The organism is Halarchaeum grantii (assembly GCF_014647455.2).
GTDB classification, from domain to species: Archaea; Halobacteriota; Halobacteria; order Halobacteriales; family Halobacteriaceae; genus Halarchaeum; species Halarchaeum grantii.
In genome coordinates this window covers 628,957-655,463 of sequence record NZ_BMPF01000001.1, presented here as the reverse complement: position 1 = coordinate 655,463, position 26,507 = coordinate 628,957, and the positions used below count along the sequence as shown (strand labels likewise).

Genomic DNA, 26,507 nt, shown 5'->3' with positions numbered 1-26,507 from the left:
CGACGCCATCATGCGATTATGGCATCTACGGTGTCCACCCAATCAGCCTTTTCGCCGCCGTCGTCGATGTCGTCGAGCCAGTTCCCGACGGTAGACTTCCCATACGGCACGTACTCGGCGATTTGGCGGGTGGACAGACCGGCATTCCGGCACGTGACCATCGTCCATGCCGCGACCTGTTTCACGTCGGTTTCATCGAGGCCAGAACCGTCATCTTCGGCTTCCTCGTTCTGCCAGTACCAATCGGTCTCCTCCTTGTCGTCGTAGCGCCAGTCGGTCGGCGGGATACCCTCGACCTCGAAGCGTTTGCCCTTCGGTCGTCCGTTGACGATGCGGTCGTAGACGACGGCCTTCTTCTTCGAGGTCTTCTTGATGACGAGGCCGAGCCGTGTCAGGAGCGGGTGGATGGATGCCTCGTCGTGGGCGATGACGATGAGCGCGCCGCCGAACTTGCGAACCTTGAAGACGAGTGGGCCCATGTACTTGCGGGTGAGTTGGCCGGCTTTCCCGCTCCCGCCGGCGTGCGAGGAGAGTTCATCGAGGAGGCCGAGCTTCGGGGTCTGTTCGTTCCGCGTCGGGTTGCCTTCGTGGCGGAGCCACTCTTTGAACTCGGGGAAGCCACCGGTCCAGCCGTCGCGTTCGTTCCCCTTCTTGTCGGTCCAGCCGGTCGTTTCGCGGAGTGTGCGGACGTTACTGGCGACGAGCGTCCCGGGATTGTCGTCGACGAAGCGCTGGGCGAGCATGCACGCGAAGTTCGTCTTGCCAGCGCCGGGCTCGCCGATGATGACGAGGATGGGCGCGGGACCGTTGATGAGTTGGTCGATCTTTCCGATGGCCTTCATTCCGCTCACGTCGGCGCGCTGGTCCTGCTGGCCGGTGAGGTGCTTGAGCGTCTGCATATCGCCGTCGGCGAGTGCCTCACGGTGGCGTTCGGTCGCGGAGACGGCGGCGATTCGGCGGACTTCCTCGAGCTGCTCGGCGCGGCCAGGAAGGACATCGGGGCGCTCGGCGGTGGTGGGGTCGTAGACGTTCTGGAGGACGGCGAGATAGCGGTCAACCAGTTGGTCTTCGACGATGGCGCTGTTCGGATGGGCGAGTGGGTCGCGGATGCCGTAGCCGTCGAGGTGCTCGCGGGACTGCGCGGGCGTGTAGAGGTCTTGGGTAGCGTTTTCGTCACTCATGGTCGGGGGTTTCGTCGGTGTCGTCGGTGTCGGCTTCGGCGGTGTCGATGTAGTCGTCGATCTCGGGGAGATCGTCGAGGTCGGCGAGTTCGTCGACGTCCTCGGTGGCGTCCTCCCAAGCGTCCTTGGTGGCGTCGGCGTCGAGCATCTGGCCGCGCTCACGGGCTTCGGCGCTCGCGTTCACCGTCGCTTCTTGGACGTCGGCGGCCATCTTGCTCGTACGGTCGCGGGCGCGGGAGAGCGCGCGGTGGCGGTCGAGAAGGTCGTTGTAGATGTCCTCGACGTAGTTCTCCCAGGTGAACATGCGGTCGTCGTTGACGGCCGGGAGCGGCGTGCCCTCGACGAACAGCGTCCCGGTATCCTCATCCCAGTCGAATTCGCGGACTTGCCACGCGGCGCCGCCGTTGATGGGTGTGGGCGTCCACCGGCCGATTTCCTTCTCGCTCCATAGCTCGGGCGGGACGTAGAACTTCTCCTGTGCCGGACCGTCGTTCGTGGCGTGATTCTCGGCGTTGCAGAGGTAGACGGTGACCTGACGGCGGCGACGAAGCCACCGGGCGAGCGCGTAGGCGCTCGGAATTGTGATTGGAGTGAGGACGAGACTGCCACCGATGAGCGACCAGCCCCACGCGGGCACATCGACGCCGCCGGCGGTGAAGAGCCACGCGGTAGCGCCGATGGCGGCGAGTGCGATCGCGAGGACGAACGCGAAGAGGAGGGGACTCTTGGAGGCGAGGAAGGTGAGACGGTCGCGCCAGTCCTGGAAGGTCGCGCGCACCATCGTTAGGCGACCTCCGGCTCCTCGGTGCCACGGCGGAGCGTCCACCAGCCGATGCCGAAGCAGGAGGCGAGCGCGACACCGGCGCCGCCGAGCCAGCCGACTTCGGAGCCGCCAGTGAGCCACGGCCCCGTGTTGTCGTCGGAGTAGATCGTCGGACACGACCCGCTCGCGATGCAGGCGCCAGTCGTCACGGAGACAGAGGCGGCCCCATCGACGCGGTCAGCCGGGAGGGAGACGGTCGTGGTGTCGCCGCGTTGGAGAACGACCTGCCGGTAGGCGGCCTGTGCGACCCGTCCGTTCGCTTCTGCGGAGGCAGCGAGGGTGACGCTCTTGTACTGTGAGGCGCGGAGGGTGACGTTCATCCGCCCGTCTTCGTACTCCCAGCCGGTGACGGAGAGGACGCCGTCGACGGCGACGGGATGGCCGCCGTCGGCGACCGGCGTCGCGGTCGTGGAGTTGTTCCCGGCTGCGCTCGCGACGCCGGCGCCGCCGACCGCGACGGTCGCGACGAGGAGCACAGCGAGGAGGGTACGACGATTCATAGAGAGCCGCCCGCCGGAGTCGAACCGGCGCGGGTGCCGACCACGGGACGGCTACCGGTGGGTTAGACCGGATTAAGGGCGTTCGCGAGTTCGTCGATGAACCACTGCACGGCGCCCTCGACGGTCGAGACGACGGCGTCAAGCAGGCCGCCGAGCGTCTGCACGACAGCGTCGCTGAGGATGGCGCCGATGTCGAACCAGCCGGTGTACATCCCGAGAGCCGCCGCGCCGAGACCGACCGCGACGAGCGCGAGCACGATGGAGAGAAGCGGCCGGGCCATCGTCAGTCCCTCTGCAAGACGATGACGATACCAAGCGCGAGTACAGCCAGGCCGCCGACGACCGCGATAGAGCCGCCGCCCCCGCCACCGGAGCCGGAGCCACCACCGCCGCCGGCCGCCTGCCGTGCTTCGGCCTGCGCGATGAGTCGCTGAGTGTCGTTGATTTGCTCGAGGAGTGTGGTGACGTTCGTCGTCTGATACTGCGCCCGCGTGGCGTTCACCGAGTTGAGAGAGCCGCCGTTCTGGTTAGAGATCGCGCCGACGCGGAACTCCCCAGTGAGGTGGACCGTCTCGCCGGTGGTGGTGGCGAGGAGCGCCGAGTCGTCGAGCGGCGGGGCGCTCCCGTTATAGGTGGTGTTGGCGGTCCACGTGCCGTTTGGCACCTGCGGTGCGAGGAGGAGGCCGTGATACTGCCGGTTCTCGTAGTAGACGGTCATGGTGCCCGTGCCGTTCAGGTTCGGTGTCGCGAGGCCGAGTTGGGCGAGCGCGGCGACCGAGTCGTAGAGCGACCCGGAGTCGGCGGCCTGCGTCCCCAGGTTGAACATCCGGGTTTCGGTTGAGAGGACCTGCGAGGCGTTCAGGCGGCCGTCCTCGATGGCCGGATAGGTGTTGTTGGCGTAAGTGGAGAACTCGCCTTTCAGGTCCGACGCGAGGGCGCTGTATCTGTTCCACGTCGTCGAGTACGCCGTCGTGTTGAAGTACGTGAACTGGTTGATGTCGGAGCCGCTCGGCGAGTTCACGACGATTCTGGTGTATTTACCTTGGCTACTCGGGACCCCGTCAGAGCCGTCGATCGAGCGAACGACGGTCGGGTACTTGATGGGGTTGCTGCCGCCGGAGTCGTACTGGTCGACACCCCCGAAGCTGTAGAGGGCCGTCGTGGAGCCGTTCAGGTAGGTGACGTTCGTGGTGAGGTTCCACTTGGGCGGGCCAGTCTGGGGCGAGTAGGCGTCACTCACCGGGTCGCCGAGCGGCCGAATCGTCACGAGATCGTCGGCAACGCCAGATTCGTTGACGGCGCGCTGATGGAGGGCGTAGGCGGCGTGCGCCTGCACCTCCCAGTGCTGTGCGAGGGTCATCTGGCGCTGAGTGTAGTAGTCCTCGATGGCACGCATGGCCTTCTCGCGAGCGACCTCCTTGACCGAGCCGTTCTGGATAGCCTTGTAGTAGGCAATCTCAGCGCGACTCCACGCGGCGTGTCGGGTGTCGTTGGCGTAGTTAGCGCCTTGCGCGAGGAACTGGTCGTCAGCGGCGGCCTGTGCACTTGCGGCCTGATAGAGTTGGAGTGCAGTCTGGTTGTCCTCGGCGTTTGTGACGGCTTCGACGTCGTCAGTGGTCGAGCCGGCCAAGCAGCCGGAGGCGGCAGCGATGCCGCCCGCAGGGTTCCCGGTCGCGTAAGCGACGATTGCGGAGAGCGGAGAGCACTCCCCGGAGTCGGAGTCAGTCGCACCGGCCACGGGCGCGGCGACACTCGAGGAAACGAGCAGCACAACGAGTGCGACCGCCGCCAGCCGGCGCGGAAGCGACCGCGTCACAGGCCATCACCCACCTCGGCGGCGGTGAGGCCGCCGATGTCGTGACGGCCGCTGTCCGCGCGGACGTCTTCGTGGGTGGTGCGGCCGTGGTCGGCGCGGACCCAGGCGACGCAGGCGATGGGGAGGAGCGCGACGCCCTCGGGCTCGCCGACGATGGCGACGACGACGAGAAGCACGCCGCTGGCGAGTGCGCCCTCCCACAGCGTCGGGTCCGGGTCGGTGTCGGTCACAGCCCCACCCCCGGAAGCGTGGAGATCGCGACGCCCGCGAGCGTCGCGAGCGACCCAGCGGCGAACATCAGGCGACCGTCGAGTTCGTTGGTGTGGTCGGCCTGCATGGTTAGCCCTCCCAGCTGAGCAGCGGGCCGAACCCGGCCTGAATGATGGCGACGACGAGCGCGATCGCGCCGTAATCGCTGAAGAGCGTTTGAACGGCGGGAACGATGGCGTAGACGGGGACGATGCCGAGCGCGACGACGATAGCGGCAGTATGGTAGATTTCGAGGTCGTCGATATCCCAGTCTCCCGCGAGGAAGTTCGCGACGACGATCCACCCGACGCCAGCGAGCGCGAGGACGGTGGCGTAGGTGACTTCGATGCCGCTTCCCGACCAGAGGATGTCGGTGAAGCTGAAGCCGCCGAAGACGGTGATTCTGAACGAGACAACGCCGATGGCCATCGGCCCGAAGACGGCCACCAGGGCCATGCCGGCGAGGTCGATGGGGTCAATCGAATTGCTTGCCATGCGCCCAGACAGACGTGTTGGGCGCTCTAGAGTCGGTCTAAATCTTCAATAATTTTGTGAGCCTATCGCTCGGCCACCTGCTGGGAGACCGTTTCGGGGAAGTAGTCGCTGAGTTCGTAGGTTTCGGTGAGTTCGTCGCTCGGCGTCCGAATTCGTAGATCTACGTGTCCATCCTCTGTGGTCATCCCGCTCGCCGCGATCAGTAGACCGACGACGAATAGTATCACCCCGAATACGGCTACGACTGCGATGTCTATTCCTCCAATTCGGTCCGCGTACCCGATAAAACCGAATCCTAGCAGTCCAAGGATTCCTCCTACCACGAGCATCCCGTAGTCGGGCTCCTCGTCGGGGTGGCGCTCGACGTGCACGCTCGTGACTGCATCGAGGCTTACCGAGTCCACAATCTGGGGATCCGTGCTTCTGCCTCGTGAGACCCGATAGAAACGCCGCCCCGAAACTGCCGAGGTCGTTGACCTGCTCGTCGTCGCTGCCTGTATCTTCTCCCCCTCGCCCGCGTGTCGTTCTAACGCGTCTTGGTGGGAGTCCGGTAAGTCATCCATCGAACGTGTCTCGATGACGAGCGGTCTTAAGATTCCTGTCCAGTTCGTTAGCCGAGCGTGTAGCAGGGCCGTTCGTGTTTCTGCGGTGGCGGCCCGACGCGTACCGGACCCGGGGCCGGCACGTCGTGTGCGTTCAGTTCGCCGTCAAGATACAGCTGCCCGCTCGTAGTTATCTCGTACATCCGCGAGTGGGGCCATAGCGGACCGATGAGTCCCGCCTCGGAGAGACGTCGACACCGGGCCCAGACGGTGGCACGCGAATCCGTGCCGGTGAACGCAGTCGTCATCGTGTCCGGTGCTGCCCACGAGTGACTTGCGAGGTGTTCGAGGATGCGCTCGTCGAGTTGTACCATCCACGGGGCGGACTGTCGCATCGGCTATCCCTCCTGCTCGCTCGTCTCGCCGTTCGATTCCTCGACCCCGGCGCTTGCTGATTCGCTTCCGTCGTTGATATACTTCCAGTTCTGTGTGTCGAGACGCCCCTCAAGATACGCCTCGCCGTCGTCTGTGAGGACGTAGACGCCGTTCCCGAGGTGATTCAGGAGTCCCTTCTCGGTGAGCGTCTTACAACGGGTGTGGATGTGCGGACGGGAGTAGTGAATCGGTCCCTCTTTCCGCATCTTCTCCGGAGAACCCGATCCGTTCTCCCGGATGTACTCAAGGATGCGGTCGTCTGCGAGTGACATCCAGTCTCCGGAGTGTCTCACACAGCTCTATTAGAAACTATCCGCTGAAATACTACGGATTGGTTGGTGTGCAAACCTCCGTTAGCTATATTTACTCGGAGTTTGTTGTTCCAGGTGCGAAGCCGTCGCTGGTCGAAGATGACTCTTGTTGGTCGATGAAGAGCGGGGCGCGTTGCAGCGCGCCCCGAGGACGGTTTCGAGGCACCACCATGCCCGAAACCACGTACGGGGGCCTTAACGCCCCCATTGTCGGTACGGTATCGCTAGCGATTAAACCCGCCGTCTCGCGGTGCGCGGTCTGCGGCGATGTCGCGGACGGGTACGACGCCGAGTTGGAGCGCGCCGTCTGTCGGCGCTGTGCGGAACTCCGGGAGGGGTCGGTATGATGGCGGACTCGGCGGACCGTGGGTCCTACGAGCGTCGCGCGCCCGACCTACCGCGCCGGTACTCGGTGACTGACGACGCCCGGCCGAAGATCGTTCTCTGCACGCCCGTTGTGGATGCGCTTGACGCCGAGCCGGGCGACGAGGTAGCGGTTCGTCGGAACGACGCCGGTGAAATCGTCATCGAAGCCGCCGACACGGAGGGCGAGCGATGACCGAGACGTGCGTCGAGTGCGACGCCGACACGAAGGTCGTCGCCGGTCCGCTCGGCCCGCTTTGCCGCGACTGTGCGCCCGCCGTCATCGCCGCCTACTACGGGGGTGACGGCAAGTGAGCGACCTCGAAGCTCTCGACCCGCACGAAGCGATGGAGATGTGGCTCGACCACCAGCGGACGAACCGCTCGGAGGCGACGATCCAGTCCTACACGTACCGCGTCGGGATCTTCGTCGAGTGGTGCGAGTCGGAGGGAATCACCGACCTGAACGACCTCACCGGGCGCGACCTCCACCGCTTCGACGCCGAGCGCCGTAGTGAGGGGTTGTCCGTTTCGACGGTGAACAATCAGATGGGCACGCTCCGGCTCTTCCTCCGGTTCTGCGAGACCATCGACGGCGTGCGCGACGGGCTCGCCGAGACCGTCGACCCGCCGAGCGTTCGAAAGGCGGAACGCGCGGATTCCGAGAAGCTCGAACCCGAGCGTGCTCAAACGATCTTCGACCAGCTGCACCGCTTCGAGTACGGGAGCTTCGACCACGCGCTGTTCGCGCTCGCGTGGCACACGGGGATGCGCCTCGGTGGCCTGCGTGCGCTCGACGTCGAAGACTGCTACCTCGAAGCCGACGATCTTGACCGTCTCCCCCAGCGGGTCCCGGTCTCCGATGAAGTCCTCGGCGACGTCGAACCGCCGTTCGTCTGGGTGCCCCATCACGAGGGGACGACGGCGTTGAAGAACCAGCGCGACGGCGAGCGCGCGGTCGCGCTTCTCGACGACTACGCGGACGTGCTACGCGCCTACATCAACGTGAACCGGCCGTCTATCACCGACGAGAACGACCGCCGGCCGCTCTTCTGCACGTCGAAGGGCGACGGGCGAGCGTCGAAGGGGACGCTCCGGCGGCACATCTACAAGATCACCCAGCCGTGTCGCTTCGGTGACTGTCCGCATGGCCGCGACCCCGAGGAGTGCGTCGCTCGCGAGCACGGTCGGGAGTCGCGGTGTCCGAGTGTTCGGAAGCCGCACGCGATTCGGACGGGCGCGATCACGCACCATCTCGACCGTGGGTGGTCGAAGACGGACCTCGGATCGAGGGTGAACGCGACGGCGGACACCATCGACACACACTACGACTGGCCGGACAAGCTCCGGCGGATGCAGTCGCGGCGGTCGCTTCTCGACACGCTCGACGAGGACGGTGATGAGCAATGAGCCGCGATACGCGTCCGCTCGGCCACCTCAACGGTCCCACTTCTCACACTCCTGAACCCGAACACCTCGGGTTTTAGGCGTCCAATCGACGAATTTCCACATAAGTGGAAGTGCATACAACCCCTCTTTCAAGTGGGGTCGTCTCCTGACGTGACGGGTTGAAGCGCTTTTCGGGATGCCTACCGCTGCCTGATGGGCGCCCGGTCGCCGGTTAGAGTACCGCTCCGTTCGCGCCGTGTCCCCGGCCGTGGTTCTCGGTGTCACTCACGGCTGTGATAGATGTGCTTTACTTCGCTGAGGCAGTAATGCCGTCGAACCGGAGACGAGGCTCCGGTTCACTGGCCGCGACCAGTTGTTCCGATGGGTGTCAACTCCCCCCTTGAAGCTGCCATCGTGGCCGGATTTCGACCACTGGGTTCTCTCCCCGCGCGGGGAGACCCGGTGGTCACGCCTCCAGCCGTGGGCGTTCGAGTGCAAGCGGCGGACACGTAATGCAGTTTCGGCTCCTTAGCTGTCCTGTTTTCTCCTTTCTACCGTTAGCCGCGGAAATATCGTCCGTGGCACGCCGGTGACGGCGGCTCGTCCGCGGTGTCGTGGTCCGGTTGTCGTGATGACGGCCGTTTCGCTCGCGGTGTCGCGCGGGCGAGTGGGTCGCGTTCGCCGCAATCCGGCCGGTTAACCGTTCGTCCCCGCATCCCTGTGGTGTGCTCTCGACGTCGCGCACTCGCACGCTTCTCCTCGCGCTCGGCACGCTCGCGTACGCGTCGCTGATGTTCGTCTGGTTCTCGGTGCCGGCGTACTTGGACGCTATCGTCGCGGACTTCGCGCTCTCGAGCACGCAGGCCGGGGTGTTGACGGGCGCGATTCCGCTCACGTACGTGCCGGTCGCGCTCTTCTCGGGCGTGGTGACGGACCGCGTCGGCCCGTATCGCGCCATCGGCGTCGGCGTCCCGCTGTTCGGCGCCGCGCAACTCGGGCGCTCGTTCGCCGAGTCGTTTCCCGTCCTGCTCGCGCTCACGGTCGTGGTGGGGGTCGGCGCGACGACCATCACGTTCGGCCTGCCGAAGCTCGTCTCCGACCTCTACCCGCCGGCTGCGTCCGGAACGCCCTCGTCGGTGTACGTCGTCGGGTCGCTCGCGGGGACGGCGGCGGCGTTCAGCCTCGGGCGCGGCGTGCTCGGCCCGGCGCTCGGCGGGTGGCGCGCGCTCTTCGCCGCGACGGGCGTCGCCGTGCTCGGCTACGCGCTCTGCTGGTGGGCGGTCGTTCGGACGGTCCCGATTGAAACGATCCGGTACGCGGACGACCCGGCGGCCGACGACGCGTCGCTCTCGCTTGCGGCGCTCCGTCGCGACGTCGGGCGCGTGTTCGCGAACCGCTCGATGCGCCTCCTCGTGGTCGTCGGCGTCGTCTACCTGCTCGTCACGCACGGCGTCCAGAACTGGCTGGCGACCGTGCTCCAGTCCCACGGCGTCGCCGCCCCGCTCGCGGCGACGTTCGTCAGCGGGTTCGTCGCCGCGCAAGCCGTCGGCACGCTCGCCGTCCCCGCGCTCTCCGACCGACTGGGTGAGCGCGGCGCGGTCATCGCGGGCTGTCTCGCGTTCTGTGCGCTCGGGACGCTCGCGTTCCTCCCGGCGGGCGTCCCGCTGGCCGGCCTCCTCGCCGGCGCGCTCCTCGTCGGCCTCGGCGCCGGCGGCGTCTCCCCGCTCGTCCGCATGGTCCCCGCCGAACTCGACGGCGTCGGACCCACCCTCACCGGCACGGCGGTCGGCCTCGTCTTCGCGGTCGGCGAACTCGGCGGCTTCCTCGGGCCGTTCCTGATCGGCGCGCTCTACGACCTCACGGGCACGTACGCGACCGGCCTCGCCGTCATCGCGCTCGCGTGCGCTCTCGCCGTCGAGGCGGGACGCCGACTCCCGGCGTAGGGCGCCGTCGCTAGTCGTCGCGCTTGACGGCGGGGTTCGTCACCGCACCGTTGGCGGCGGAGTCGAACATGTCGCCGTACTTGCGGAGGAAGCCGCCCTCGTACTGGATCTCGGGGCGCTCGTAGTCATCGAGGCGCGCTTCGAGTTCCTCCTCGGAGACGTCGACGGACAGTTCGCGCTCGCGGACGTCGACGGTCACCGTATCGCCGTCTTCGAGGGCGGCGATTGGGCCGCCGACGACGGACTCGGGGGCGACGTGCCCGATCATCGGGCCTCGAGTCGCGCCGCTGAAGCGGCCGTCGGTGAGGAGCGCGACGTCGTCCTCGTGGCCTTGGCCGACGACGGCGGCGGTGACGCCGAGCATCTCGCGCATGCCGGGGCCGCCGCGCGGGCCCTCGTTGCGGATGACGATGACGTCGCCGGACTCGATCTCGCCGCCCTGCACGTACGCCATCGCGTCCTCTTCCTTGTCGAAGACGCGCGCAGGGCCCTCGTGGTGGAAGCCCTCCTCGCCCGTCACCTTGAGGACGCCGCCGTCCGGCGCGAGGTTCCCGGTGAGGATCTTGATGGCGCCCTCCTCGCTGTAGGGCTCGTCGACCGTGTAGAGGAAGTCCGCGTCGATGTCCTCGTCGTCCGGGAGGTCGAGCGTCTCGAGCTCCTCGGCGATGGTGTTGCCGGTGACGGTCATCGCGTCGCCGTGGATGTAGCCGCCCTCGAGGAGGCGGCGGATGACGACGGGGACGCCGCCGACCTCGTGGAGGTCCTTCATGACGCGCGAGCCGCCGGGCTGGAGGTTCGCGATCTTCGGCGTGCGCGCGCTGATCTCGTCGAACTCCTCGATAGAGAGGTCGACGCCGGCCTCGGCGGCGAGCGCGAGCACGTGCAGCACGGCGTTCGTCGACCCGCCCATCGCGACCTGCACGGCGATGGCGTTCTCGAAGGACTCCTTCGAGAGGATGTCGCTCGGGCGCCGGTCGTTCTCGACGGCGTCGAGGACGACCTTCCCGGCTTCGCGCGCGACCTCGGTGCGCTCCTCGCTCTCGGCGAGCGGGGAGGCCGACCCGAGCGGGGCGAGGCCGAGCGTCTCGCTGATGGAGGCCATCGTGTTCGCGGTGAACATCCCCCCGCAGGAGCCCGCGCCGGGGCAGGCCTCGTGCTCCATCTCGTAGAGCTCCTCCTCGTCCATGTCGCCGGAGGCGACGCTGCCGACGCCCTCGAAGACGTTCTGGACGGTTATCTCGCGGCCGTCGTGGTGGCCGGGCATGATGGAGCCACCGTAGAGGAACACGCTGGGCAGGTCGGTGCGGATGGCGGCCATCATCATGCCGGGGAGGTTCTTGTCGCAGCCGCCGATGGTGACGAGCGCGTCCATGCGCTCGGCGAAGGAGACGAGTTCGACGGAGTCCGCGATGACTTCCCGACTGATGAGCGAGGCCTTCATCCCCTCCGTCCCCATCGAGATGGCGTCGCTGACGGTGACGGTGCCGAACTCGATGGGCATCCCGCCCTCCTCGTCGATGCCGACGGTCGCGGCGTCCGCGAGGTCGTCGAGGTGGACGTTACACGGCGTGATGTCGGCGGCGGGGTTCGCGACGCCGACCATCGGCGAGGAGAGGTCCTTGTCGTCGTAGCCCATCGCGCGGAACATCGCGCGGTGGGGCGCGCGGTCCGGGCCCTCGGTGACCTCGGTGCTGCGCAGGTCGGGGTCCTTCTCGGGTTTCTCCTCCGGGACGGACGGGGTCGCTTCCTCCGTGGTAGACTCCGGCTTGCCACTCATTACCGGTAGGATGCCGACGCTCGGTCATAAACCCAGCGCGATTTGTGCGACATTCGGGACGCCCGCACGACCGGAAGCTACTCGGGCGTCCCGGCCGCGAGCGCACGTATGCACGTCGCGGTCGCACACTACCCGGAGGGCGCCGGCCACGCCACGCGGATGCTCGCAATCGCGCGCGAACTCGAGGCGCGCGGCGCGTCGGTGTCGCTCGCGGGCGGCGGCCCCGGGAAGCGCTTCGTCGACCTGCTCGGCTACGAGGAGTACGTCCCGACGCCCGTCGACTTCATCGGCGACTACCAGGAGTCGGGCGGACTCTCAGACACGCTCACGGGGAGCGTGCCGGCGAGCGCGTGCCGCGTCCGCGACATCTACCGGTGGCTCCGGCGCGAGGACCCGGACCACCTCCTCACGGACGACATGTTCGCGGCGATGGCGGCGCCGCTCGCGGGCGTCCCGCTCTCCGTCTGCACGCACAACGCGCCCGGCCTCTACGACGACGCCGTCGAGCGCGCGGGCGCGTGGGCGCTCACCGAGTACCAGCTCCGGGCGGCGCGCGAGTTCTACTTCCCGACCGTGTGGCCGCACGGCGACGCGGACCCCGACGGTGTCACCCGTGTCGGGCCGCTCGCGCTCGACGTCGAGGCCCCCGTCGTCGGCGACCCGGACGTCGTCGTCGTCCCATCCACCTACTCGACGGCCCTGAACGAGAGCGTCGAGCGGCTGCGAGCGGACGGCCGCGACGCGACGGTCGTCGGCGGCGACGACTGGGAGCCGGTGGCGTCGATGCTCCCGACGCTCCGGGCGGCCGACCTCGTGCTCTGCCCCGGCTACTCGACGGTGATGGAGGCCGCCGTCGCTGGGACGCCGTGTCTCGTCTACCCGTTCACGTCCGAGCAGCGCGGCGTCGCGCGCCTCGCCTCCCACGCGACCGGCTTCCGGACCGTCACGTCGCCCGACGAGGTGGCGCGCGCCGCCCGCGACCCGCCCGCCGACCCCGTCTACGAGAACGGCGCGGGCCGCGTCGCCGCCGCCGTGCTGTCGCGATAGCGCGCGCTCGACAGCCCCCGACACCGGAGCGTCGCCGCCCGTGCGGCCGCGTCCGGTCTTGCCACCGCCGAAACCACGAACCACCCGGAGGACACAGGTGCGAGTATGACCGTCCGCGTCAGCGCCGGCGCCCGCCTCCACTTCGGCTTCTGTAACCTCTCGCTCGCCACCGACCGTCTCTACGGCAGCCTCGGCGTCGCGCTCGATGACCCCCGCGTCGTCGTCGACGCGGACCCGGCCGACGCGGTGCGCTGTGAGGACGCGGCCGCCCGCGAGGCCGCCGAACGCGCCTGCGACGTCCTCGGCGTCGACGGCGCCGCCGTCGCCGTCCGCGACTCCCTCCCGCGCCACGTCGGCTTCGGGAGCGGCACGCAACTCGCGCTCGCCGTCTACGCCGCCGTCGCGCGCGCCCACGACCGCGACCCCCGCGTCCGCGAGCACGCTCCCGCGCTCGGGCGCGGCGGCCGGAGCGGCGTCGGCGTCGCCGCCTTCGAGTCCGGCGGGTTCGTCCTCGACGCCGGCCATCCGACCGAGCGCTTCACGACCGAGCGCCCCCCGGACGGGTCGTGGACCGTCCCCGGCGTCAGCGCGCGCCACCGCATCCCCGACTCGTGGCGCTTCGTCCTCGCCGTCCCCGACGTCGAACCCGGGAAGTCGGGCGCCGACGAGGACGCGAGCATGCGCGACGTCGTCGAGCGCGCCGACTCCAGTGTCGCCGACCGCATCGCGGGCGTCGTCCTCCGGCGCGTCCTCCCCGGCGTCGTCGACGGCGACCTCGCGGCGTTCGGCGACGGGATCGCCGAGGTCGGCCGCCTCAACGGCCGCTGGTACGCCGACGAACAGGGCGGCGTCTATCGGCCGCCGGCGGGCGCGCTCGTCGAGACGCTGCGCGAGCACGCCGCCGTCGCGGGCGCCGGCCAGTCCTCGTGGGGGCCGGCCGTCTACGCGCTCACCGACGCCGCGCACGCGACCGAGGTGCGCGCCGCCGCGAGCGACGCGCTCGGCGAGGCGGGCACCGGCGGGGACGTCCGCGTCGTCCGCGCGGCGAGCGACGGCGCGCGCGTGAGCGAGGTGTAGAGTCGGGGTGCGTGAGGCACAACTGGTAAGCGAGCGCGCGGAGATGTATCGGGCATGATGCGAATCCCGTTCGGCGTCTCGCGCTTCGACAGCCAGATCGGGGGTGGCGCCCCGGAGGGAAGCGTGGTGTTGCTCGCGGGTAGCGCCGGCGCCGGCGCGCGCGAGTTCCTCTACACGAGCGCCGTCTTCAACGGCCTGCTCCAGAACGACCTCGACCTCTTCGACCTCCACTACGGGAGCCTCTCCCGCGAGGCCGAACCGCCGTCGGAGGTCCACTACGTCTCCTTCTCGTCGAGTCGCGCGGACGTCCGCCGCGAGATCTCCTTCTCGATGGAGGAGGAGATCGTCGACGCCGGCCTCGGCGGCGTCACCTTCCACGACCTCTCCGCCGAGTACTTCCAGCTGAGTCCGGTCCCGCGCGAGTGGTACGTCGACGGGCCGCGCTCGCTCTCCGACCTCGGCGCGCAGGACGAGCGCCGAACCGTCATTCAGGCGTTCGCGGACTACCTCGACGAGCACGCGACCGACAGCCTCGTCGTCGTCGACTCGCTCACCGACCTCCTCGGCGACGAACAGCACGAGCGGCCGTGGTCGGACGTCGTCTACCTCCTGAAGGGCCTCCGGAAGGCCGCCCGCGAGTGGGGCGGCCTCGTCCTCCTTCACCTCTCGCGCGACGCCGTCACCGAGACGGAGTTCGGGGAGCTGATGAGCAGCGTCGACGGCACCATCCAGTTCGGCTGGGAGACCGGCGGCAACGAGCGCGTGCGCTCGATGTTCGTTCAGGAGTTCCGCGGCGTCCTCAGCCAGCTCGAAGAGGAGGACATCGTCCGCTTCGAGACGGAGATTCACGAGGCCGGCTTCGACGTCTCGAACGTCCGGAAGATCCGATGACGCCCCCCCGGCCTTATGGTTCGTCGCGCCGACGTGACGCACGGATGGGACCGCTACGCCACACCGGAGGTCGGTCGCGGTGAGTGACGGCGAGGACGACGCCGCCGACGACGAACCCGCCGGTCCGGACGACCGCGACGAACCCACCGAGCGCGACCGGTCCGCCGGCCCGGACGAGCGTGCGGACGTCGAGACGCCGTCCGGCCGCCCGTCACCGGAGGTGCCCGCGTCGGGCGACGACGCGGCGGAGGGTATCGACGACGCCGACCTCGGTGCCCCCCTCGCGGACGACGCCGACGAACCCGTCGAAGGGAGCCCCTTCGAGGAGATGGACGTCGACGCGGACGCCGTCGAGGCCGCCGACGTCTTCGCGGCCGCCGAAGAGACGGCCGATATGGACGTCGCGCCCGACACCGCCGACGCGTCCGCGTCGGGCGCCGAGGGCGACGTCCGCGTCATCTCCGACCGGACCTGCCACAGCTGCGAGTTCTTCGCGGACCCGCCCGACCTCGCCTGCACGCACGAGGGCACCGAGATCAGACGCGTCGTCGACACCGACCACTACGAGGTCGTGAACTGCCCGATGGTGCTCGACGACGTCGACATCGTCGAGGAGTTCTGACACCGCTTCGACGCCCGCCCGCGAACTCGGGGTTTTTGCGTGCCCACCCGCTAGGCCCACGTATGCAGTTCTGCGACGAATGCGGCTCCATGATGCACGCCACCGACGGCGTGATGGTCTGCTCGAGCTGCGGCCACGAGCAGGGCCGCGACGACGAGCGCGCCGCCGACTTCGTCTCCACCGACGCACAGGACGACAGCGACGTCATCGAGACCACCGAGGACGCCGACGACGAAGGCAAACCCACCGCCGACGTCGTCTGCGAGGAGTGCGAGAACGACGAAGCGTGGTACACCATCAAACAGACCGGCGCCGCCGACGAACCGCCGACGCGCTTCTTCAAGTGCACCGAGTGCGGCCACCGGTGGCGCGACTATAACTAACCATCTTTTTCCGGGTCGGGTGCGCTTCGCGCACCCGTCCCCGCAAAAACATGGGTGAAAAAGGCCGGTCGCCGTAGGCGACCGGTGAATCGCCTCGCTCGGGTCTTCCAGACCGCTCGATCAGCGAACGCTACTCACGTGACATGGTCAACCGGGTGAAGACGTACGACTACGGGGGAGCATCGCCGGAGCTCTGTAAGGGATCAATCTCCATCCCCAGTCGACTCTCGTGCACCAGCCGTTAGGTAGGTCTGCAAACCCACCGCCGAGGGTTCTGCCAGATATCATTGGTGTTCTCGGGAGCGTGCTGAATACAGAGGATGTACTTAGTGACGTATCAGAGATAGCAGTGAACGTCACGATGGACAGTCTGGTCGGTAACGTAGGGTAGAACCAATCTGGATGGCCGGGATTCGGTCACGTCGAGAAGATTCATCTCCTCGTCGTCCGTAACCGCAATCTGTGCCCCAACAGCCCTCCAATATTAAACCATCTCTCGGACTGGTCGTCCAGACGATCTTTGTTCTCGCGGCGGTAATCGCCTTCTCCACCGCGTTTCTGTTTGGTGGGCAGATCCGCTCTCTCGCCCTTGCGGCTGTAGGCGTCCTGCTACTCGTGGGCTTTCTCGTGGTTGGTTACCGTCACGCACGCCGAAGGAAGTCCCTTCACCAGCACGTCGCCTTCTTGGCTGTGTGGTTCGGCGGTGTCGCCTTGGCGAGCCTTCTTGCCCGCGTGGCGAGCAGCCACTTTCCGGAGCCGGGTCCCGACCTCATAGCGGTGGGCGTCATCCTCGGTGCGCTGTGGCTCGGTTCGAGACTCGCCTACGGTGGCGAACTCACCAAAGCGCTGTTTGGGTCAGACTGAGATTTCACGATAGGTGTGTAGGTCGGTCGAGACGGGATCACTCGCATCGTAATCGCTCCGTGCCGTATTCGCGCCCTGTATTCAGCACGCCAGTCCTTTCAACCTCTAAGTAGATTGGTTTTGACGCGATAGAGCGTTCGTCTCTATTTAACGCTCTCTGTGGATCGCATTCGCGCGAACGAGCGGTCCGTCAGGACCCGGTAGTTCGCGCGATTCACCGAGCGCGACGCGCTCGGCCTTTTTCTCCCGTGTTTTTGCGGTACGGGGGTTGCTACGCGACCCCCTGACGGAAAAAGACGGTCGTTCCTAGTTCCCGCGACCCTGCATCTTCTCCTCTTCGGGGAGCGAGACGTTGGCTTCGCCCTTCATGCCGGCGCCGATGTTGGAGGCGATTTCGGCGAGGCGCTCGGGGTCGTCGTGGTTGTTGACGGCGTCGACGATGGCGCGCCCCATCTTCTCGGGGTCCTCGGCGCCGAAGATGCCGGAGCCGACGAAGATGCCGTCGCACTCGTGATACATCATGAGCGCGGCGTCGGCGGGCGTCGCGATGCCGCCGGCGGCGAAGTTGACGACGGGGAGACGCCCCATTTCGGCCGTCTCGTGGACGAGCTCGGCGGGGGCTTCGTTCTCGCGCGCCCACATCTGGCGCTCCTCGTAGTTCATGCCCTCGAGCTTTCGGATGGCGCTCTTGATGGTGCGCTGGTGGTGGACGGCCTGGTTGACGTCGCCGGTGCCGGCCTCGCCCTTCGTGCGGATCATCGCGGCGCCCTCGTCGATTCGCCGGAGAGCCTCACCGAGGTTGCGCGCGCCGCAGACGAACGGCGCGGTGAAGTCGCGCTTGTCGATGTGGTACGTCTCGTCGGCGGGGGTGAGGACTTCGGACTCGTCGATCATGTCCGCGCCCGCGACCTCCATGATTTCGGCCTCCTTCCGGTGACCGATGCGGACCTTCCCCATCACGGGGATGGAGACTTCGTCGATGACCTCCTGGATGCCGCTCGGGTCCGCCATCCGCGCGACGCCGCCGCGCTTGCGGATGTCGGCGGGCACGGCCTCGAGGTGCATGACGGCGACGGCGCCCGCGTCCTCGGCGATTCGGGCCTGCTCTGCGTTCACGACGTCCATGATGACGCCGCCCTTCTGCATGCGTGCGAAGCCGCGCTTGACGAGGTCCGTCCCGCGCTTGAGGTCCTCGATGTCGGTCTCGGTCATGCGTCGCGGTAGCGGCGGGACCGTCAAAGGAATGCCGGTTGCGGTGGCGCCCCCGGTCGGAACGGGCCATCCGTCATCCCCCGTCGCGCGTCGTGCCTCGCCGCCACGGCCCGCCCCGTCGCGTTCCGTCCCGCCGTCGGGGAACGCCAACACCTAAGCGATGCGCGGGCGTCGCCTCGCGCATGTCGTCGCTCCCGTCGTGGCTCCGCCGCCCGCGCGAGACGCTCCCGGACCCGGAGGGCCTCCCGTGGTACGTCGCGCCGCTCCCGACGCGCCTCGAGGACCTCGGGCTCCGCTTCGTCTGGCCGGTCGTCCTCGCGAACGTCCTCGGCACGCTCTTCGGCTTCTGGTACTACGTCCCGCAGTTCTCCGTCGAACCGCTCGCGCTCTGGGCGTTCGTCCCCGACTCGCCGATGGCGACGCTCTTCGTCGGCGCGTCGCTCGCGCTCTGGGCGACCGGTCGCGGGCGCGAGTGGGTGCACGCCCTCGGCTTCTACGGCTGTCTCGTCCTCGGGCTCTGGACGCCGTACACGCTCCTCGTCTTCCGCGACGGCTTCAGCTATCTCCCGTGGTACATGTACGCCTTCCTCTTCTGCTCGCATCTCGCGATGGCCGTCGAGGCGTTCGTCATCCAGCGCTACGCCGACTTCACGGTGCGCGCCGTCGCCGTCGCGTTCGCGTGGTACACCGCCAACCTCGTCCTCGACTACTTCGTCCCGCTCGTCGGCACGCCACACCACACGTTCGTCCCCGCCGAATCCGTCGGCGCGGTCACCGGGACGTTCCTCGGCCAGTCCCTGCTCTCCGGGCCGGTCGTCCACGACCCGGGCGCACACGCCCTCGCGGCGGCGGGCGCGGTGGTGCTCACGCTCCTCGCGACGTTCCTCGCGCTCGCCACCCGCGTCGCGAAGCTACGGTAACGCTTTTTCCGCCGTCACCACCACGGCCAACGTATGGCACTCTACGACGCGCTCGCCGACCTCCCGCTCGAAATCGAGGGGACGGACCGCGAGCGGAACGCGCGAGACACGTCCAGCGGCTTCGAACGCGTCACGACGACGTTCTCCCTCCGGGGGCGCGGCGTCGCCGGGCGCGGCGAGGACGTCATCTACGACGCGGACGCGCACGACGCCCTCGAGACGTCCTTCCCCGACCTCGCGGGCGAGTGGACGTTCGACGGCTTCTCCGCGCATCTCGCGACGCGCGACCTCTTCCCGGACGCCGACCCCGAGCGCGAGGACTTCCGACACTACCGCCGGTGGGCGCTCGAGTCCGCCGCGCTCGACCTCGCGCTCAAGCAGTCGAAGACGTCGCTCGCGGGCGTCCTCGATCGTGAGACGTCGCCCGTCCGCTTCGTCGCCTCCACCCGCCTCCCCGAGGGCGACACCGCGCGCGTCGAGCGTTTTCGCGAACTTGACTCGACGCTCGAGTTCAAACTCGACCCGACCGAGGAGTGGAGCGAGGCGACCTTCCGGACGCTCCGCGAGACCGAGGCCGTCAGAGTGCTCGACCTGAAGGGGTACTACGAGGGGACCGACGTCGACCAGGACCCCGACGTCGACCTCTACGAGCGCGTCTTCGACCTCCCGGGCGCCGTCGTCGAGGACCCCGCGCTGACCGAGGAGACGGAGGCGCTCGTCCGCTCGAACCGGGGGCGCGTCTCCTTCGACGCGCCCGTCACGGGCGTGGCGAGCATCGACGAGTTGCCCTTCGAGCCCGCGTGGCTGAACGTCAAGCCCTCGCGTTTCGGGAGCGTCGAGTCCCTCCTCGAAACCATCGAGTGGGCGGAGGCGAACGGCGTGGAGTGCTACGGCGGCGGCCAGTTCGAACTCGACGTCGGGCGCACGCACGTCCAACTCCTCGCCTCGCTCTTCTACCCGGACGGTCCGAACGACGTCGCACCCCCGATGTACAACGACCCCGAGATTCCCGAGCACCTCCCCGGCAGCCCGCTCTCCGCGCCCGCGAACACCGCCGGCCTCAACTGGGGGTAGGTTTTTTCCGGTGCCCGCCGTCCGACGACCCGTGTCCCCCCTCGACGACGCGAGTGCGCGCCGCGCCCTCCGACGCAACGGCATCCGAACCCTCGTGCTCCTCCTCGCCGTCGCCGTCCTCGCGTACGGCCCGTCGCCGCTCCGCGTGGACGCGACGCGGAGCGAGGTCGTCGTCGCCGTCGCGGCCCTCGTCGCGTTCGGCGTCGCGGCGACGCTGTACGACTACACGCGCTGATTAGTCCTCGTTCTGGTGGGCGCGCACCCAGAGCTCGCCGATGCGCGAGAGGTACGTGCGGTGGGCGTTCCCGTGGGCGTCCTGCTCGACGTACCCCTTCCCGTTCGGGCCGAGTCGGTCGACGTTGTAGATGACCTTCGAGCGGAAGCTATCGGTGTACTCCTCGCCGAGTTCGCCGGCGAGCGTCTTCGCGAGCTCGCTCACGCTCTCGAACTCGCCGTGGTCGCCGAGCGTGTAGAGGATGAGCTCCTCGAAGGGCTTGACGTTCGAGAAGGAGGCGACGGGGAACTCGATGATGTGCCCGCCCTCGAGTTCCTTCGCGCCGATAGTGGTGCCGCGCTCGTCGAACTCGCCGAGGAGCTCGCGCGCGGACCGGGCGCGCTCGGTGGCGGCCTCGGCCTCCACCTCGTCCTCGGCGGCGTCCTCGAGGAGGTCGACGGCTGCGCGGAGCTCCTCGGCGAGTTCGGTCTCGAGGTACTTCTCGGGCGCCGTGTAGTAGGTGTGGACGCGGTCCCGGTCGTCGTCGCGCTCGATGACGACGGAGTCGGCGGCGGTCGCGAACGCGAAGCTCACGGTGCGGGGCATCGAGGAGATGTTCACCCAGACGTCGCCCTCGCCCCGGTCGAGCTCGTCGCTGATGAGGTCGAAGGCCTGCTCGAAGGCGGCGTCGTAGTCGTAGACGTCCGCGACGTCGCGGCGCTCGGTCTCCGCGCCGAGCAGGTTCTCGAAGTCCCGCGAGAGCTTCTCCGCGAGGTTCCGCGAGTACTCGACGTTAGCCTCGCTCCCGACCGCGCCCTCGAGGAGGACGACGCGGTCGACGGAGAGGCGCTCGCGGACGAGCGGGGCGATGAGCCGGTCGTAGTCGAAGCCGACCGGCACGACGTGCGTAGCCATGTTCACGTAGAGGGGTCGAACGACGGATAAGCGTTACCGACCCTTCCCGAAGAGATTTTTTCTTCGATGCGGCAACCCGTTCACCTATCCTCCACTATTATGTGGTCCTGTGTCCCACGACGTTGTACATGACCGAGACGAACGCGACGGGCGTCGCGGGCGCACTCGACCGTATTCCGGTCGGCTCGTTCCACCGGCGCCTGCTCGCCATCTGTGGTACCGCGTGGGCCTTCGACGGCATGGAGGTCATCCTCATCAGCTTCACCCTCCCCGTCCTCCTCGACGCGTGGGCACTCAGCGGCCTCTCCGCGGGCCTCCTCGGTTCCGCGAGCCTCATGGGGATGATCGCCGGCAACTGGGGGTGGGGGTACGTCGCCGACCAGTACGGCCGCAAACCCGCCTTCCAGTGGACCGTCCTCACCTACGCGCTCTTCGCCGGCCTCACCGCGCTCGCCGTCGGTTTTTATAGTGGGTTCGCCCTCCGCTTCCTCACCGGCGTCGGATTGGGGGGTGCGCTCGCCGTCGACACCTCCTACCTCTCCGAGCACCTCCCCACGAACCGCCGGGGCCGGTATCTCGTCTATCTCGACGCCTTCTGGCCGCTCGGCTACGGCTTCGCCGTCGTGCTCGCGTGGTTCTTCCTCTCCTACCTCCCCGGCGGCGGCCTCGTCTCCGTCCCCGTCTTCGGCGCCGTCGAGAGCTGGCGGCTCCTCTTCGTCGCCTCCGCGATTCCCGGCCTCCTCGTCTTCGTCATCCGCTACGGCCTCTCCGAGACGCCGTACTACCTCGCGCGCGTCGGGAAGGTCGAGGCCGCCAACGAGCGCCTGCGCGCCATGGCCGCCGAATCCGGCGGCGACTACACCCCGATCGACCCCGACGACATCGAACCGCACGACTCCGCGAGCGTCCGCGAACTCTTCGCCGACGGCCTCCGTGGCCGCACCGCCACCATCGCGTTCGCGTGGTTCGCCATCAACTTCGGCTACTACGGCGTGTTCATCTGGCTCCCGCAGACGTTCGGCGCGAGCGGCACCGTCCCCGCCCTCTCGTTCGGCGGCATCACCGTCGGCGGGGTGTACAGTTACTTCCTCCTCATCGCCCTCGTGCAGTTCCCCGGCTACGCGAGCGCCGCCTACCTCGTCGAGAAGGTGGGCCGTAAACTCACGCTCGGGACGTATCTGCTCGCCTCCGGCCTCTTCACGTTCGTCTTCGCGAGCGCGATGCCGGGCGCCGGCTTCGGCCTCGGCATCGAGGGCTTCTGGGCGTTCTTCCTCGCCCTGCTCGCCTCCTCCTTCTTCACGCTCGGCGCGTGGGGCGCTATCTACGCCTACACGCCCGAACTCTTCCCGACGCACCTGCGCGCCACCGGCAACGGCTTCGCGGGCGGCGTCGGCAAGATCGCCGCCGTCATCGGTCCCATCCTCGCCGGCGCGCTCGTCCCGGTCGGCTACGTCGCCGCGCTCCTTCCCCTCGCCGTCGCGTTCGCCCTCGGCGGCGTCGTCGTCCTCGCATTCGGCGTCGAGACCATGGGGAAACCGCTTCAGTAGGCGCGCCCCGACAGTTATTTCCGTCGTACGGGCGTATTCTGAACGGACTCCGAGTGGTCCCTATGGAAGACACGGCCAAATACCTCATTCACGCCGACCTCGTCGCCGACGGCATCGTCGAACGCAGCGACGTCGTCGGTGCGCTGTTCGGCCAGACCGAAGGACTGCTCGGCGACGACCTCGACATCCACGCCCTCCAGGACGCCTCGAAGCTCGGCCGCCTCGACGTCACCGTCGAGACCGAGGGCGGGCAGTCCTTCGGGCACGTCACGCTCGCCTCCAGCCTCGACAAGGTGGAAACCGCCGTCCTCGGGGCGGCGCTCGAAGCCATCGAGCGCGTCGGCCCCTGCCGGGCGGACGTCGAAGTCGCACGCATCGAGGACCTCCGCGCCGCCAAACGCCGCGAGGTCACCGAGCGCGCGAAGGAACTCCTCGCGACGTCCTTCGACGAGGGCGCCATCGACAGCGACGACATCCTCGCCGACGTCCGCGAATCCGTCCGCGTCGGCGACGTCACCGAGTACGAGGGCCTCCCCGCCGGCCCGAACGTCGCCTCCAGCGACGCCGTCGTCGTCGTCGAGGGCCGCGCCGACGTCCTCACCCTCCTCAAGTACGGCGTGAAGAACGCCATCGCCGTCGAGGGGACGAACGTCCCCGACGCCGTCGCCGACCTCACCTGCGAGCGCACCACCACCGCGTTCTTCGATGGCGACCGCGGCGGCGACCTCATCCGCCGCGAGCTCGAGCAGGTGGGTGACGTCGACTACGTCGCGTTCGCGCCCGGCGAGAAGTCGGTCGAGGACCTCTCGCGTGCCGAAGTCGACGCCGCGCTCCGCGAGAAGTCCCGCGCCGACGCCAGCCCCGAGGCCGCAGTCGAGGACGCGCACCCCGCCGACGCCGCCGACGCCATCGCCGCCACCGACGGCAGCGCCGTCCCCTCCCCGCCGTCCGCCCCCGAATCCCCCGGCGCGCCCGATACTCTGACGCCAGCCGACGGCGACGCCGAGCATCCGGTCGACGACACCGAGCACGCGACCGCCGCCACCGAGGCCCGCGACGGCGAGACCGACGAGGGTGACGAGGAGGACGGCCCGACGTCCACGCCGGCCGCCGCCGACGCCGTCGCCGGGACGGAGCGCTGTCACCTCTACGGCGCGGGTTTCACCCTCGTCTCCGACGTTCCGGCCGACGACGCCTTCGAGGCGCTCCGCGACGCCGACGAACCCCCCGAGGTCGTCGTCCGCGACGGCCCGGTCACACAGCGCCTCCTCGACGTCGCCGCCCAGCGCGGCACGGGGGCGCTCGTCGGCACCGAACGCTCGGACGTCGTGAAGGAACCCGCGTCCGTCGCCGTCCACCGCTTCGACGACCTCTGAGCGCACGCGGCGTCGCGCCGACGCCTCGACGGTCAGCGATCCCCGAATTTATTGCGTATTAGGCCCATAGCGATACTACTGTGTCAAACCGGGGCGTCCCGTACGCGCTGAGCGGGGTCGGTGTGCTCCTCTGCGCCGTCATGCTCTGTGGGTTCGCCTACTTCCTCTCCCGCGGGACGCTCGACGCCGTAGCGCTCGTCACGCACGCCAGTAGCCTCCCGTTCGCCGCTCTCCTCGCCTACGGGGGGTACTGGCTCTCGCACGGCGACGTCTCGCCCGCTCGCCATCGGCGCGTCGCCCTCTGGGTCGCGGCCGGGGTGGGGTTCTTCGTGGCGCTGTTCGCCGTCATCGCCTTCACCACGCAGAGCGACTGGGTGGCTCGGGTCGTCATCCTCGGCTGGGCCGCCTCCACCGGCGGCGGCACGGGGTTCCTCATCGGCGCCTTCGAGGCGCGCGCCGTCGAGCGCGCCGTCGCCGCCGAGCGCGTTCGCGTCCGCAACGAGGAACTCCGCCGACAGAACGAGCGCCTCGACGACCTCGCGAGCGTCATCTCCCACGACCTCCGCAACCCGCTCACGGTCGCGCGCGGCTACGTCGACCTCCTCCGCGAGGACGGCGACGCGGACGACGAGCGCCTCGCCGCAGTCCAGCGCTCGCTCGACCGGATGGACCGCATCGTCGGGGAGACGCTCACGCTCGCGCGAAGCGGGCGCGTCATCGACGACCCCGAGCCGGTCGACCTCGGGGAGTACGCGCGGCACTGCTGGGCGAACGTCTCCACGGGGAGTGCGACGCTGACCGTCGACACCTCGGCCGTCATCGTCGCCGACCCGGGCCGACTCGAACACCTCCTCGAGAACCTCTTTCGGAACGCCGTCGAGCACGGCTCGACTGGCTCTCCGTCACATACTCCGGAGAACGCGGTCGAGCACGGCGGTTCGGACGTCCACGTTCGCGTCGGCACGCTCGACGGCGGCTTCTACGTCGCGGACGACGGCCGGGGCATCCCGGAGGCGGACCGTGACGACGTCTTCGAGCCCGGCTACACGACCACCGAGGGCGGGAACGGCTTCGGCCTCGCCATCGTCGAGCAGATCGTCGACGCTCACGGCTGGGAGATCCGACTCGCCGAAGCCGACGGTGGCGGCGCGCGCTTCGAGATAACGGGCGTCGAGACGCGCCCGACGCTCGGCACGGCCGTCGCCGAGACCGACGTGACGCTCGCGGGTGCGGGCTGACGCCTCAGAGCGCGGCGAGACCGACGGCGAGCGCGAGCAGGCCGCTCGCGAGCGCGCCCCCGAGCGTCGCGAGGAAGTTCACCGTCTGGTTCCCGACGCCACGCCCCTCGATGGTCGCACCGGCGACGCTGTCGACCGTCATACCGACGACGCCGCCCGCGACGACGAGGAGCGCGCCGAGCGCGGAGAGGCCGAGGAGGGCGAACGCGAGGGCGGCGATGAGCGCCGCGCCGAGGACGCCCGCGAGCTCGCCCTGCCACGTGACCGCGCCGTCCGTCCCGGGTGGCACCTCCTCGAACGTCGTGAGGAGGCGCGGCGGCCCGTAGAGCGTCCCGATCTCCGAGGAGAGCGTGTCCGCGAGCGCGGTCGCGACGCTCCCCGCGAACGCGAAGACGAAGACCCCCGCGTGCACGTCGAGCATCGGGCTCGCGGTGTACCCGAGCAGGGCGAAGAGCGCGGCGAGCGAGTTCCCGAGGACGTTCCCGCTGCCGCGTGCGCCCTCGTTCTCCTCCGCGACGCCGATGTCGGTCTTCTCCTCGTAGCGGAACTTCGTCGAGAGGCCGCCGACGCCGAAGAACGTCACGAGCACCGCGAACCAGCCGTAGCCCCCGAGGACGACCGCGAGGACGCCGAGGAAGACGCCGGTGAGCATCCCGGTGACGGACGCCGCACCGAGCCCGTAGGAGAGGCCGCCGAAGACGACCGTGAGGACGAGCGCGACGCCGATCCGCGCCCACGACGGCGAGACCGCGAGCGCGGTGAACAGCCAGCACAGCAAGGCGACGGTGAGGACGACGTAGGGGTAGTCGCGCTCCGTGAACACCTCGCGCATGAGGGCGGCGAGGAGGCTCGCGCTCGCCGCGATGAACGCCATCGCGGGCGTGACCGCCGCCGCGACCACCACCTGCCCGAGGAACGTCCCGGCGAACGCGAACACGACGAAGCCGACGCTCCCCGCGACCGCTCGCTCGACGTACTCGAGGGCGAAGCGCCGCCCGAAGTCCCCGTAGCCGACCGCGAGCACCGCCGCCGCGAACACGCCCACGGGGAGGTCGAAGGCGGGGACGAGCACGCCGAGGCCCGTCGCGGCGAGCGCGAACCCGAGGAGCGTCCAGAGGCGGTCCTGCACGTCGTCCCACGGATACGCGAAGAGGCGGAACGCCGGCCCGTCCGTGACGACGAACGCGAACGCGGCGACGACGACGAACGGCGCCGCCGTGAACCGACCGAGCAGTGGCGCGGCGAGCGCGAGCGTCGAAACCAGCGCGTACGCGGCGGCCCGACGGAGCGGGAGAGTCACTATC

At 68.7% G+C, this 26,507-nt stretch carries 31 protein-coding genes; 17 read left to right on the top strand and 14 right to left on the bottom strand.

Annotated elements, in window-relative coordinates; genetic code table 11:
* Positions 1-8: 8 nt before the first annotated feature.
* The 10 genes from IEY12_RS03440 to IEY12_RS03395 all read right to left on the bottom strand — a co-directional run bounded on the left by IEY12_RS03440 (position 9) and on the right by IEY12_RS03395 (position 6,334).
* Positions 9-1,181 carry an ATP-binding protein gene (locus IEY12_RS03440; protein ID WP_229870896.1) on the bottom strand — a complete coding sequence of 391 codons (1,173 nt, stop codon included), beginning with the start codon at positions 1,179-1,181 and terminating at the stop codon, positions 9-11.
* A complete protein-coding gene (locus IEY12_RS03435; protein WP_188878859.1) occupies positions 1,174-1,962 on the bottom strand; it encodes a hypothetical protein in 789 nt (262 codons plus the stop codon). Before IEY12_RS03435 ends, IEY12_RS03440 begins: the two co-directional genes overlap by 8 nt.
* A gap of 2 nt (positions 1,963-1,964) precedes the next feature.
* On the bottom strand, positions 1,965-2,504 hold the full coding sequence (locus IEY12_RS03430; RefSeq protein WP_188878851.1) for a DUF8063 family protein: 540 nt from the start codon (positions 2,502-2,504) through the stop codon (positions 1,965-1,967).
* A 62-nt stretch (positions 2,505-2,566) separates the two neighbouring features.
* On the bottom strand, positions 2,567-2,785 hold the full coding sequence (locus IEY12_RS03425) for a hypothetical protein (RefSeq protein ID WP_188878845.1): 219 nt from the start codon (positions 2,783-2,785) through the stop codon (positions 2,567-2,569).
* A gap of 2 nt (positions 2,786-2,787) precedes the next feature.
* Positions 2,788-4,242, bottom strand: coding sequence for an Env/VP5 family phage fusion protein (locus IEY12_RS03420; protein WP_188878837.1), 1,455 nt, complete (start codon positions 4,240-4,242; stop codon positions 2,788-2,790).
* A gap of 74 nt (positions 4,243-4,316) precedes the next feature.
* Positions 4,317-4,550 carry a hypothetical protein gene (locus tag IEY12_RS03415; protein ID WP_188878832.1) on the bottom strand — a complete coding sequence of 78 codons (234 nt, stop codon included), beginning with the start codon at positions 4,548-4,550 and terminating at the stop codon, positions 4,317-4,319.
* Between the two features lie 109 nt (positions 4,551-4,659).
* Entirely contained in the window at positions 4,660-5,064 is a 405-nt protein-coding gene (locus IEY12_RS03410) for a DUF8023 family protein (protein ID WP_188878830.1), read from the bottom strand.
* Between the two features lie 62 nt (positions 5,065-5,126).
* Entirely contained in the window at positions 5,127-5,627 is a 501-nt protein-coding gene (locus IEY12_RS03405) for a hypothetical protein (protein ID WP_188878828.1), read from the bottom strand.
* A gap of 47 nt (positions 5,628-5,674) precedes the next feature.
* Positions 5,675-6,001 (bottom strand): hypothetical protein, encoded by a 327-nt coding sequence (locus tag IEY12_RS03400; RefSeq protein ID WP_188878826.1) that lies wholly within the window; start codon positions 5,999-6,001, stop codon positions 5,675-5,677.
* A 3-nt stretch (positions 6,002-6,004) separates the two neighbouring features.
* Positions 6,005-6,334: a phage repressor protein gene (locus IEY12_RS03395; RefSeq protein WP_188878823.1), complete on the bottom strand. Its 330-nt coding sequence runs from the start codon at positions 6,332-6,334 to the stop codon at positions 6,005-6,007.
* A 188-nt stretch (positions 6,335-6,522) separates the two neighbouring features.
* Here IEY12_RS03395 and IEY12_RS03390 point away from each other — a divergent pair, with 188 nt between their 5' ends.
* The 5 genes from IEY12_RS03390 to IEY12_RS03375 all read left to right on the top strand — a co-directional run bounded on the left by IEY12_RS03390 (position 6,523) and on the right by IEY12_RS03375 (position 10,046).
* Positions 6,523-6,699 carry a hypothetical protein gene (locus IEY12_RS03390; RefSeq protein ID WP_188878821.1) on the top strand — a complete coding sequence of 59 codons (177 nt, stop codon included), beginning with the start codon at positions 6,523-6,525 and terminating at the stop codon, positions 6,697-6,699.
* Entirely contained in the window at positions 6,696-6,911 is a 216-nt protein-coding gene (locus tag IEY12_RS03385) for a hypothetical protein (protein WP_188878819.1), read from the top strand. The genes IEY12_RS03390 and IEY12_RS03385 overlap by 4 nt, the downstream gene beginning before the upstream one ends.
* Positions 6,908-7,030 carry a hypothetical protein gene (locus IEY12_RS15825; RefSeq protein WP_268245994.1) on the top strand — a complete coding sequence of 41 codons (123 nt, stop codon included), beginning with the start codon at positions 6,908-6,910 and terminating at the stop codon, positions 7,028-7,030. The genes IEY12_RS03385 and IEY12_RS15825 overlap by 4 nt, the downstream gene beginning before the upstream one ends.
* Positions 7,027-8,124, top strand: a complete 1,098-nt coding sequence (locus tag IEY12_RS03380) for a tyrosine-type recombinase/integrase (RefSeq protein ID WP_229870891.1) — start codon at positions 7,027-7,029, stop codon at positions 8,122-8,124. Before IEY12_RS15825 ends, IEY12_RS03380 begins: the two co-directional genes overlap by 4 nt.
* A 704-nt stretch (positions 8,125-8,828) precedes the next feature.
* Entirely contained in the window at positions 8,829-10,046 is a 1,218-nt protein-coding gene (locus IEY12_RS03375; protein WP_229870889.1) for an MFS transporter, read from the top strand.
* A gap of 10 nt (positions 10,047-10,056) precedes the next feature.
* Here IEY12_RS03375 and ilvD read toward each other — a convergent pair whose 3' ends face one another.
* Positions 10,057-11,823 carry a dihydroxy-acid dehydratase gene (ilvD, locus tag IEY12_RS03370; protein WP_188878817.1) on the bottom strand — a complete coding sequence of 589 codons (1,767 nt, stop codon included), beginning with the start codon at positions 11,821-11,823 and terminating at the stop codon, positions 10,057-10,059.
* Between the two features lie 108 nt (positions 11,824-11,931).
* Between ilvD and IEY12_RS03365 the strand changes: the two genes are divergently transcribed.
* The 6 genes from IEY12_RS03365 (at position 11,932) to IEY12_RS03340 (ending at position 16,707) form a co-directional block, all read left to right on the top strand.
* Positions 11,932-12,870 (top strand): glycosyltransferase, encoded by a 939-nt coding sequence (locus tag IEY12_RS03365; protein WP_188878814.1) that lies wholly within the window; start codon positions 11,932-11,934, stop codon positions 12,868-12,870.
* 105 nt (positions 12,871-12,975) lie between these two features.
* A complete protein-coding gene (locus IEY12_RS03360; protein ID WP_188878812.1) occupies positions 12,976-13,947 on the top strand; it encodes a beta-ribofuranosylaminobenzene 5'-phosphate synthase family protein in 972 nt (323 codons plus the stop codon).
* A gap of 54 nt (positions 13,948-14,001) precedes the next feature.
* A complete protein-coding gene (locus IEY12_RS03355; protein ID WP_188878810.1) occupies positions 14,002-14,838 on the top strand; it encodes an RAD55 family ATPase in 837 nt (278 codons plus the stop codon).
* Positions 14,839-14,917: 79 nt separating this feature from the next.
* On the top strand, positions 14,918-15,460 hold the full coding sequence (locus IEY12_RS03350) for a DUF8135 domain-containing protein (RefSeq protein WP_188878808.1): 543 nt from the start codon (positions 14,918-14,920) through the stop codon (positions 15,458-15,460).
* A 62-nt stretch (positions 15,461-15,522) separates the two neighbouring features.
* Complete coding sequence (locus IEY12_RS03345) at positions 15,523-15,843, top strand: transcription factor S (protein WP_123075506.1); 321 nt, start codon at positions 15,523-15,525, stop codon at positions 15,841-15,843.
* 462 nt (positions 15,844-16,305) lie between these two features.
* Positions 16,306-16,707 carry a hypothetical protein gene (locus IEY12_RS03340; protein WP_188878805.1) on the top strand — a complete coding sequence of 134 codons (402 nt, stop codon included), beginning with the start codon at positions 16,306-16,308 and terminating at the stop codon, positions 16,705-16,707.
* A 306-nt stretch (positions 16,708-17,013) separates the two neighbouring features.
* Here IEY12_RS03340 and pdxS read toward each other — a convergent pair whose 3' ends face one another.
* The gene (gene pdxS / locus IEY12_RS03335; RefSeq protein WP_123075510.1) at positions 17,014-17,919 is read right to left on the bottom strand and encodes a pyridoxal 5'-phosphate synthase lyase subunit PdxS; all 906 of its coding nucleotides are present in this window, start codon (positions 17,917-17,919) and stop codon (positions 17,014-17,016) included.
* Between the two features lie 182 nt (positions 17,920-18,101).
* On the opposite strand from pdxS, the gene IEY12_RS03330 reads away from it, so the two are divergent.
* From IEY12_RS03330 to IEY12_RS03320, 3 genes are read left to right on the top strand one after another with little or no spacing between them, the layout of a single operon-like run.
* Positions 18,102-18,839: a DUF1405 domain-containing protein gene (locus IEY12_RS03330; protein WP_188878803.1), complete on the top strand. Its 738-nt coding sequence runs from the start codon at positions 18,102-18,104 to the stop codon at positions 18,837-18,839.
* Between the two features lie 33 nt (positions 18,840-18,872).
* A complete protein-coding gene (locus tag IEY12_RS03325) occupies positions 18,873-19,913 on the top strand; it encodes an enolase-like domain-containing protein (RefSeq protein WP_188878801.1) in 1,041 nt (346 codons plus the stop codon).
* A 31-nt stretch (positions 19,914-19,944) separates the two neighbouring features.
* The gene (locus IEY12_RS03320; protein WP_188878796.1) at positions 19,945-20,148 is read left to right on the top strand and encodes a hypothetical protein; all 204 of its coding nucleotides are present in this window, start codon (positions 19,945-19,947) and stop codon (positions 20,146-20,148) included.
* Here IEY12_RS03320 and IEY12_RS03315 read toward each other — a convergent pair whose 3' ends face one another.
* A complete protein-coding gene (locus IEY12_RS03315) occupies positions 20,149-21,042 on the bottom strand; it encodes an HFX_2341 family transcriptional regulator (protein WP_188878793.1) in 894 nt (297 codons plus the stop codon).
* A 128-nt stretch (positions 21,043-21,170) separates the two neighbouring features.
* On the opposite strand from IEY12_RS03315, the gene IEY12_RS03310 reads away from it, so the two are divergent.
* The 3 genes from IEY12_RS03310 to IEY12_RS03300 all read left to right on the top strand — a co-directional run bounded on the left by IEY12_RS03310 (position 21,171) and on the right by IEY12_RS03300 (position 25,203).
* Entirely contained in the window at positions 21,171-22,589 is a 1,419-nt protein-coding gene (locus IEY12_RS03310; RefSeq protein ID WP_188878791.1) for an MFS transporter, read from the top strand.
* A 62-nt stretch (positions 22,590-22,651) separates the two neighbouring features.
* Entirely contained in the window at positions 22,652-23,965 is a 1,314-nt protein-coding gene (gene dnaG / locus IEY12_RS03305; RefSeq protein WP_188878789.1) for a DNA primase DnaG, read from the top strand.
* An 80-nt stretch (positions 23,966-24,045) separates the two neighbouring features.
* Positions 24,046-25,203, top strand: a complete 1,158-nt coding sequence (locus IEY12_RS03300) for a sensor histidine kinase (protein WP_229870887.1) — start codon at positions 24,046-24,048, stop codon at positions 25,201-25,203.
* A gap of 4 nt (positions 25,204-25,207) precedes the next feature.
* On the opposite strand, the gene IEY12_RS03295 is transcribed toward IEY12_RS03300, so the two are convergent.
* A complete protein-coding gene (locus IEY12_RS03295; protein ID WP_188878787.1) occupies positions 25,208-26,503 on the bottom strand; it encodes a DUF92 domain-containing protein in 1,296 nt (431 codons plus the stop codon).
* Between the last annotated feature and the right edge of the window lie 4 nt (positions 26,504-26,507).

What these genes read in the sequence shown, in the direction of transcription:
- IEY12_RS15825 (WP_268245994.1), top strand. Translation starts at nt 6,908, where the DNA reads ATGACCGAGACGTGCGTCGAGTGCGACGCCGACACGAAGGTCGTCGCC.
- IEY12_RS03325 (WP_188878801.1), top strand. Translation starts at nt 18,873, where the DNA reads ATGGCACTCTACGACGCGCTCGCCGACCTCCCGCTCGAAATCGAGGGG.
- IEY12_RS03315 (WP_188878793.1), bottom strand. Translation starts at nt 21,042, where the DNA reads ATGGCTACGCACGTCGTGCCGGTCGGCTTCGACTACGACCGGCTCATC.
- IEY12_RS03410 (WP_188878830.1), bottom strand. Translation starts at nt 5,064, where the DNA reads ATGGCAAGCAATTCGATTGACCCCATCGACCTCGCCGGCATGGCCCTG.
- IEY12_RS03435 (WP_188878859.1), bottom strand. Translation starts at nt 1,962, where the DNA reads ATGGTGCGCGCGACCTTCCAGGACTGGCGCGACCGTCTCACCTTCCTC.
- IEY12_RS03345 (WP_123075506.1), top strand. Translation starts at nt 15,523, where the DNA reads ATGCAGTTCTGCGACGAATGCGGCTCCATGATGCACGCCACCGACGGC.
- IEY12_RS03365 (WP_188878814.1), top strand. Translation starts at nt 11,932, where the DNA reads ATGCACGTCGCGGTCGCACACTACCCGGAGGGCGCCGGCCACGCCACG.
- IEY12_RS03360 (WP_188878812.1), top strand. Translation starts at nt 12,976, where the DNA reads ATGACCGTCCGCGTCAGCGCCGGCGCCCGCCTCCACTTCGGCTTCTGT.
- IEY12_RS03430 (WP_188878851.1), bottom strand. Translation starts at nt 2,504, where the DNA reads ATGAATCGTCGTACCCTCCTCGCTGTGCTCCTCGTCGCGACCGTCGCG.
- IEY12_RS03310 (WP_188878791.1), top strand. Translation starts at nt 21,171, where the DNA reads ATGACCGAGACGAACGCGACGGGCGTCGCGGGCGCACTCGACCGTATT.
- IEY12_RS03405 (WP_188878828.1), bottom strand. Translation starts at nt 5,627, where the DNA reads ATGGATGACTTACCGGACTCCCACCAAGACGCGTTAGAACGACACGCG.
- dnaG (WP_188878789.1), top strand. Translation starts at nt 22,652, where the DNA reads ATGGAAGACACGGCCAAATACCTCATTCACGCCGACCTCGTCGCCGAC.
- ilvD (WP_188878817.1), bottom strand. Translation starts at nt 11,823, where the DNA reads ATGAGTGGCAAGCCGGAGTCTACCACGGAGGAAGCGACCCCGTCCGTC.
- IEY12_RS03440 (WP_229870896.1), bottom strand. Translation starts at nt 1,181, where the DNA reads ATGAGTGACGAAAACGCTACCCAAGACCTCTACACGCCCGCGCAGTCC.
- IEY12_RS03425 (WP_188878845.1), bottom strand. Translation starts at nt 2,785, where the DNA reads ATGGCCCGGCCGCTTCTCTCCATCGTGCTCGCGCTCGTCGCGGTCGGT.
- IEY12_RS03330 (WP_188878803.1), top strand. Translation starts at nt 18,102, where the DNA reads ATGTCGTCGCTCCCGTCGTGGCTCCGCCGCCCGCGCGAGACGCTCCCG.
- pdxS (WP_123075510.1), bottom strand. Translation starts at nt 17,919, where the DNA reads ATGACCGAGACCGACATCGAGGACCTCAAGCGCGGGACGGACCTCGTC.
- IEY12_RS03355 (WP_188878810.1), top strand. Translation starts at nt 14,002, where the DNA reads ATGATGCGAATCCCGTTCGGCGTCTCGCGCTTCGACAGCCAGATCGGG.
- IEY12_RS03390 (WP_188878821.1), top strand. Translation starts at nt 6,523, where the DNA reads ATGCCCGAAACCACGTACGGGGGCCTTAACGCCCCCATTGTCGGTACG.
- IEY12_RS03400 (WP_188878826.1), bottom strand. Translation starts at nt 6,001, where the DNA reads ATGCGACAGTCCGCCCCGTGGATGGTACAACTCGACGAGCGCATCCTC.
- IEY12_RS03385 (WP_188878819.1), top strand. Translation starts at nt 6,696, where the DNA reads ATGATGGCGGACTCGGCGGACCGTGGGTCCTACGAGCGTCGCGCGCCC.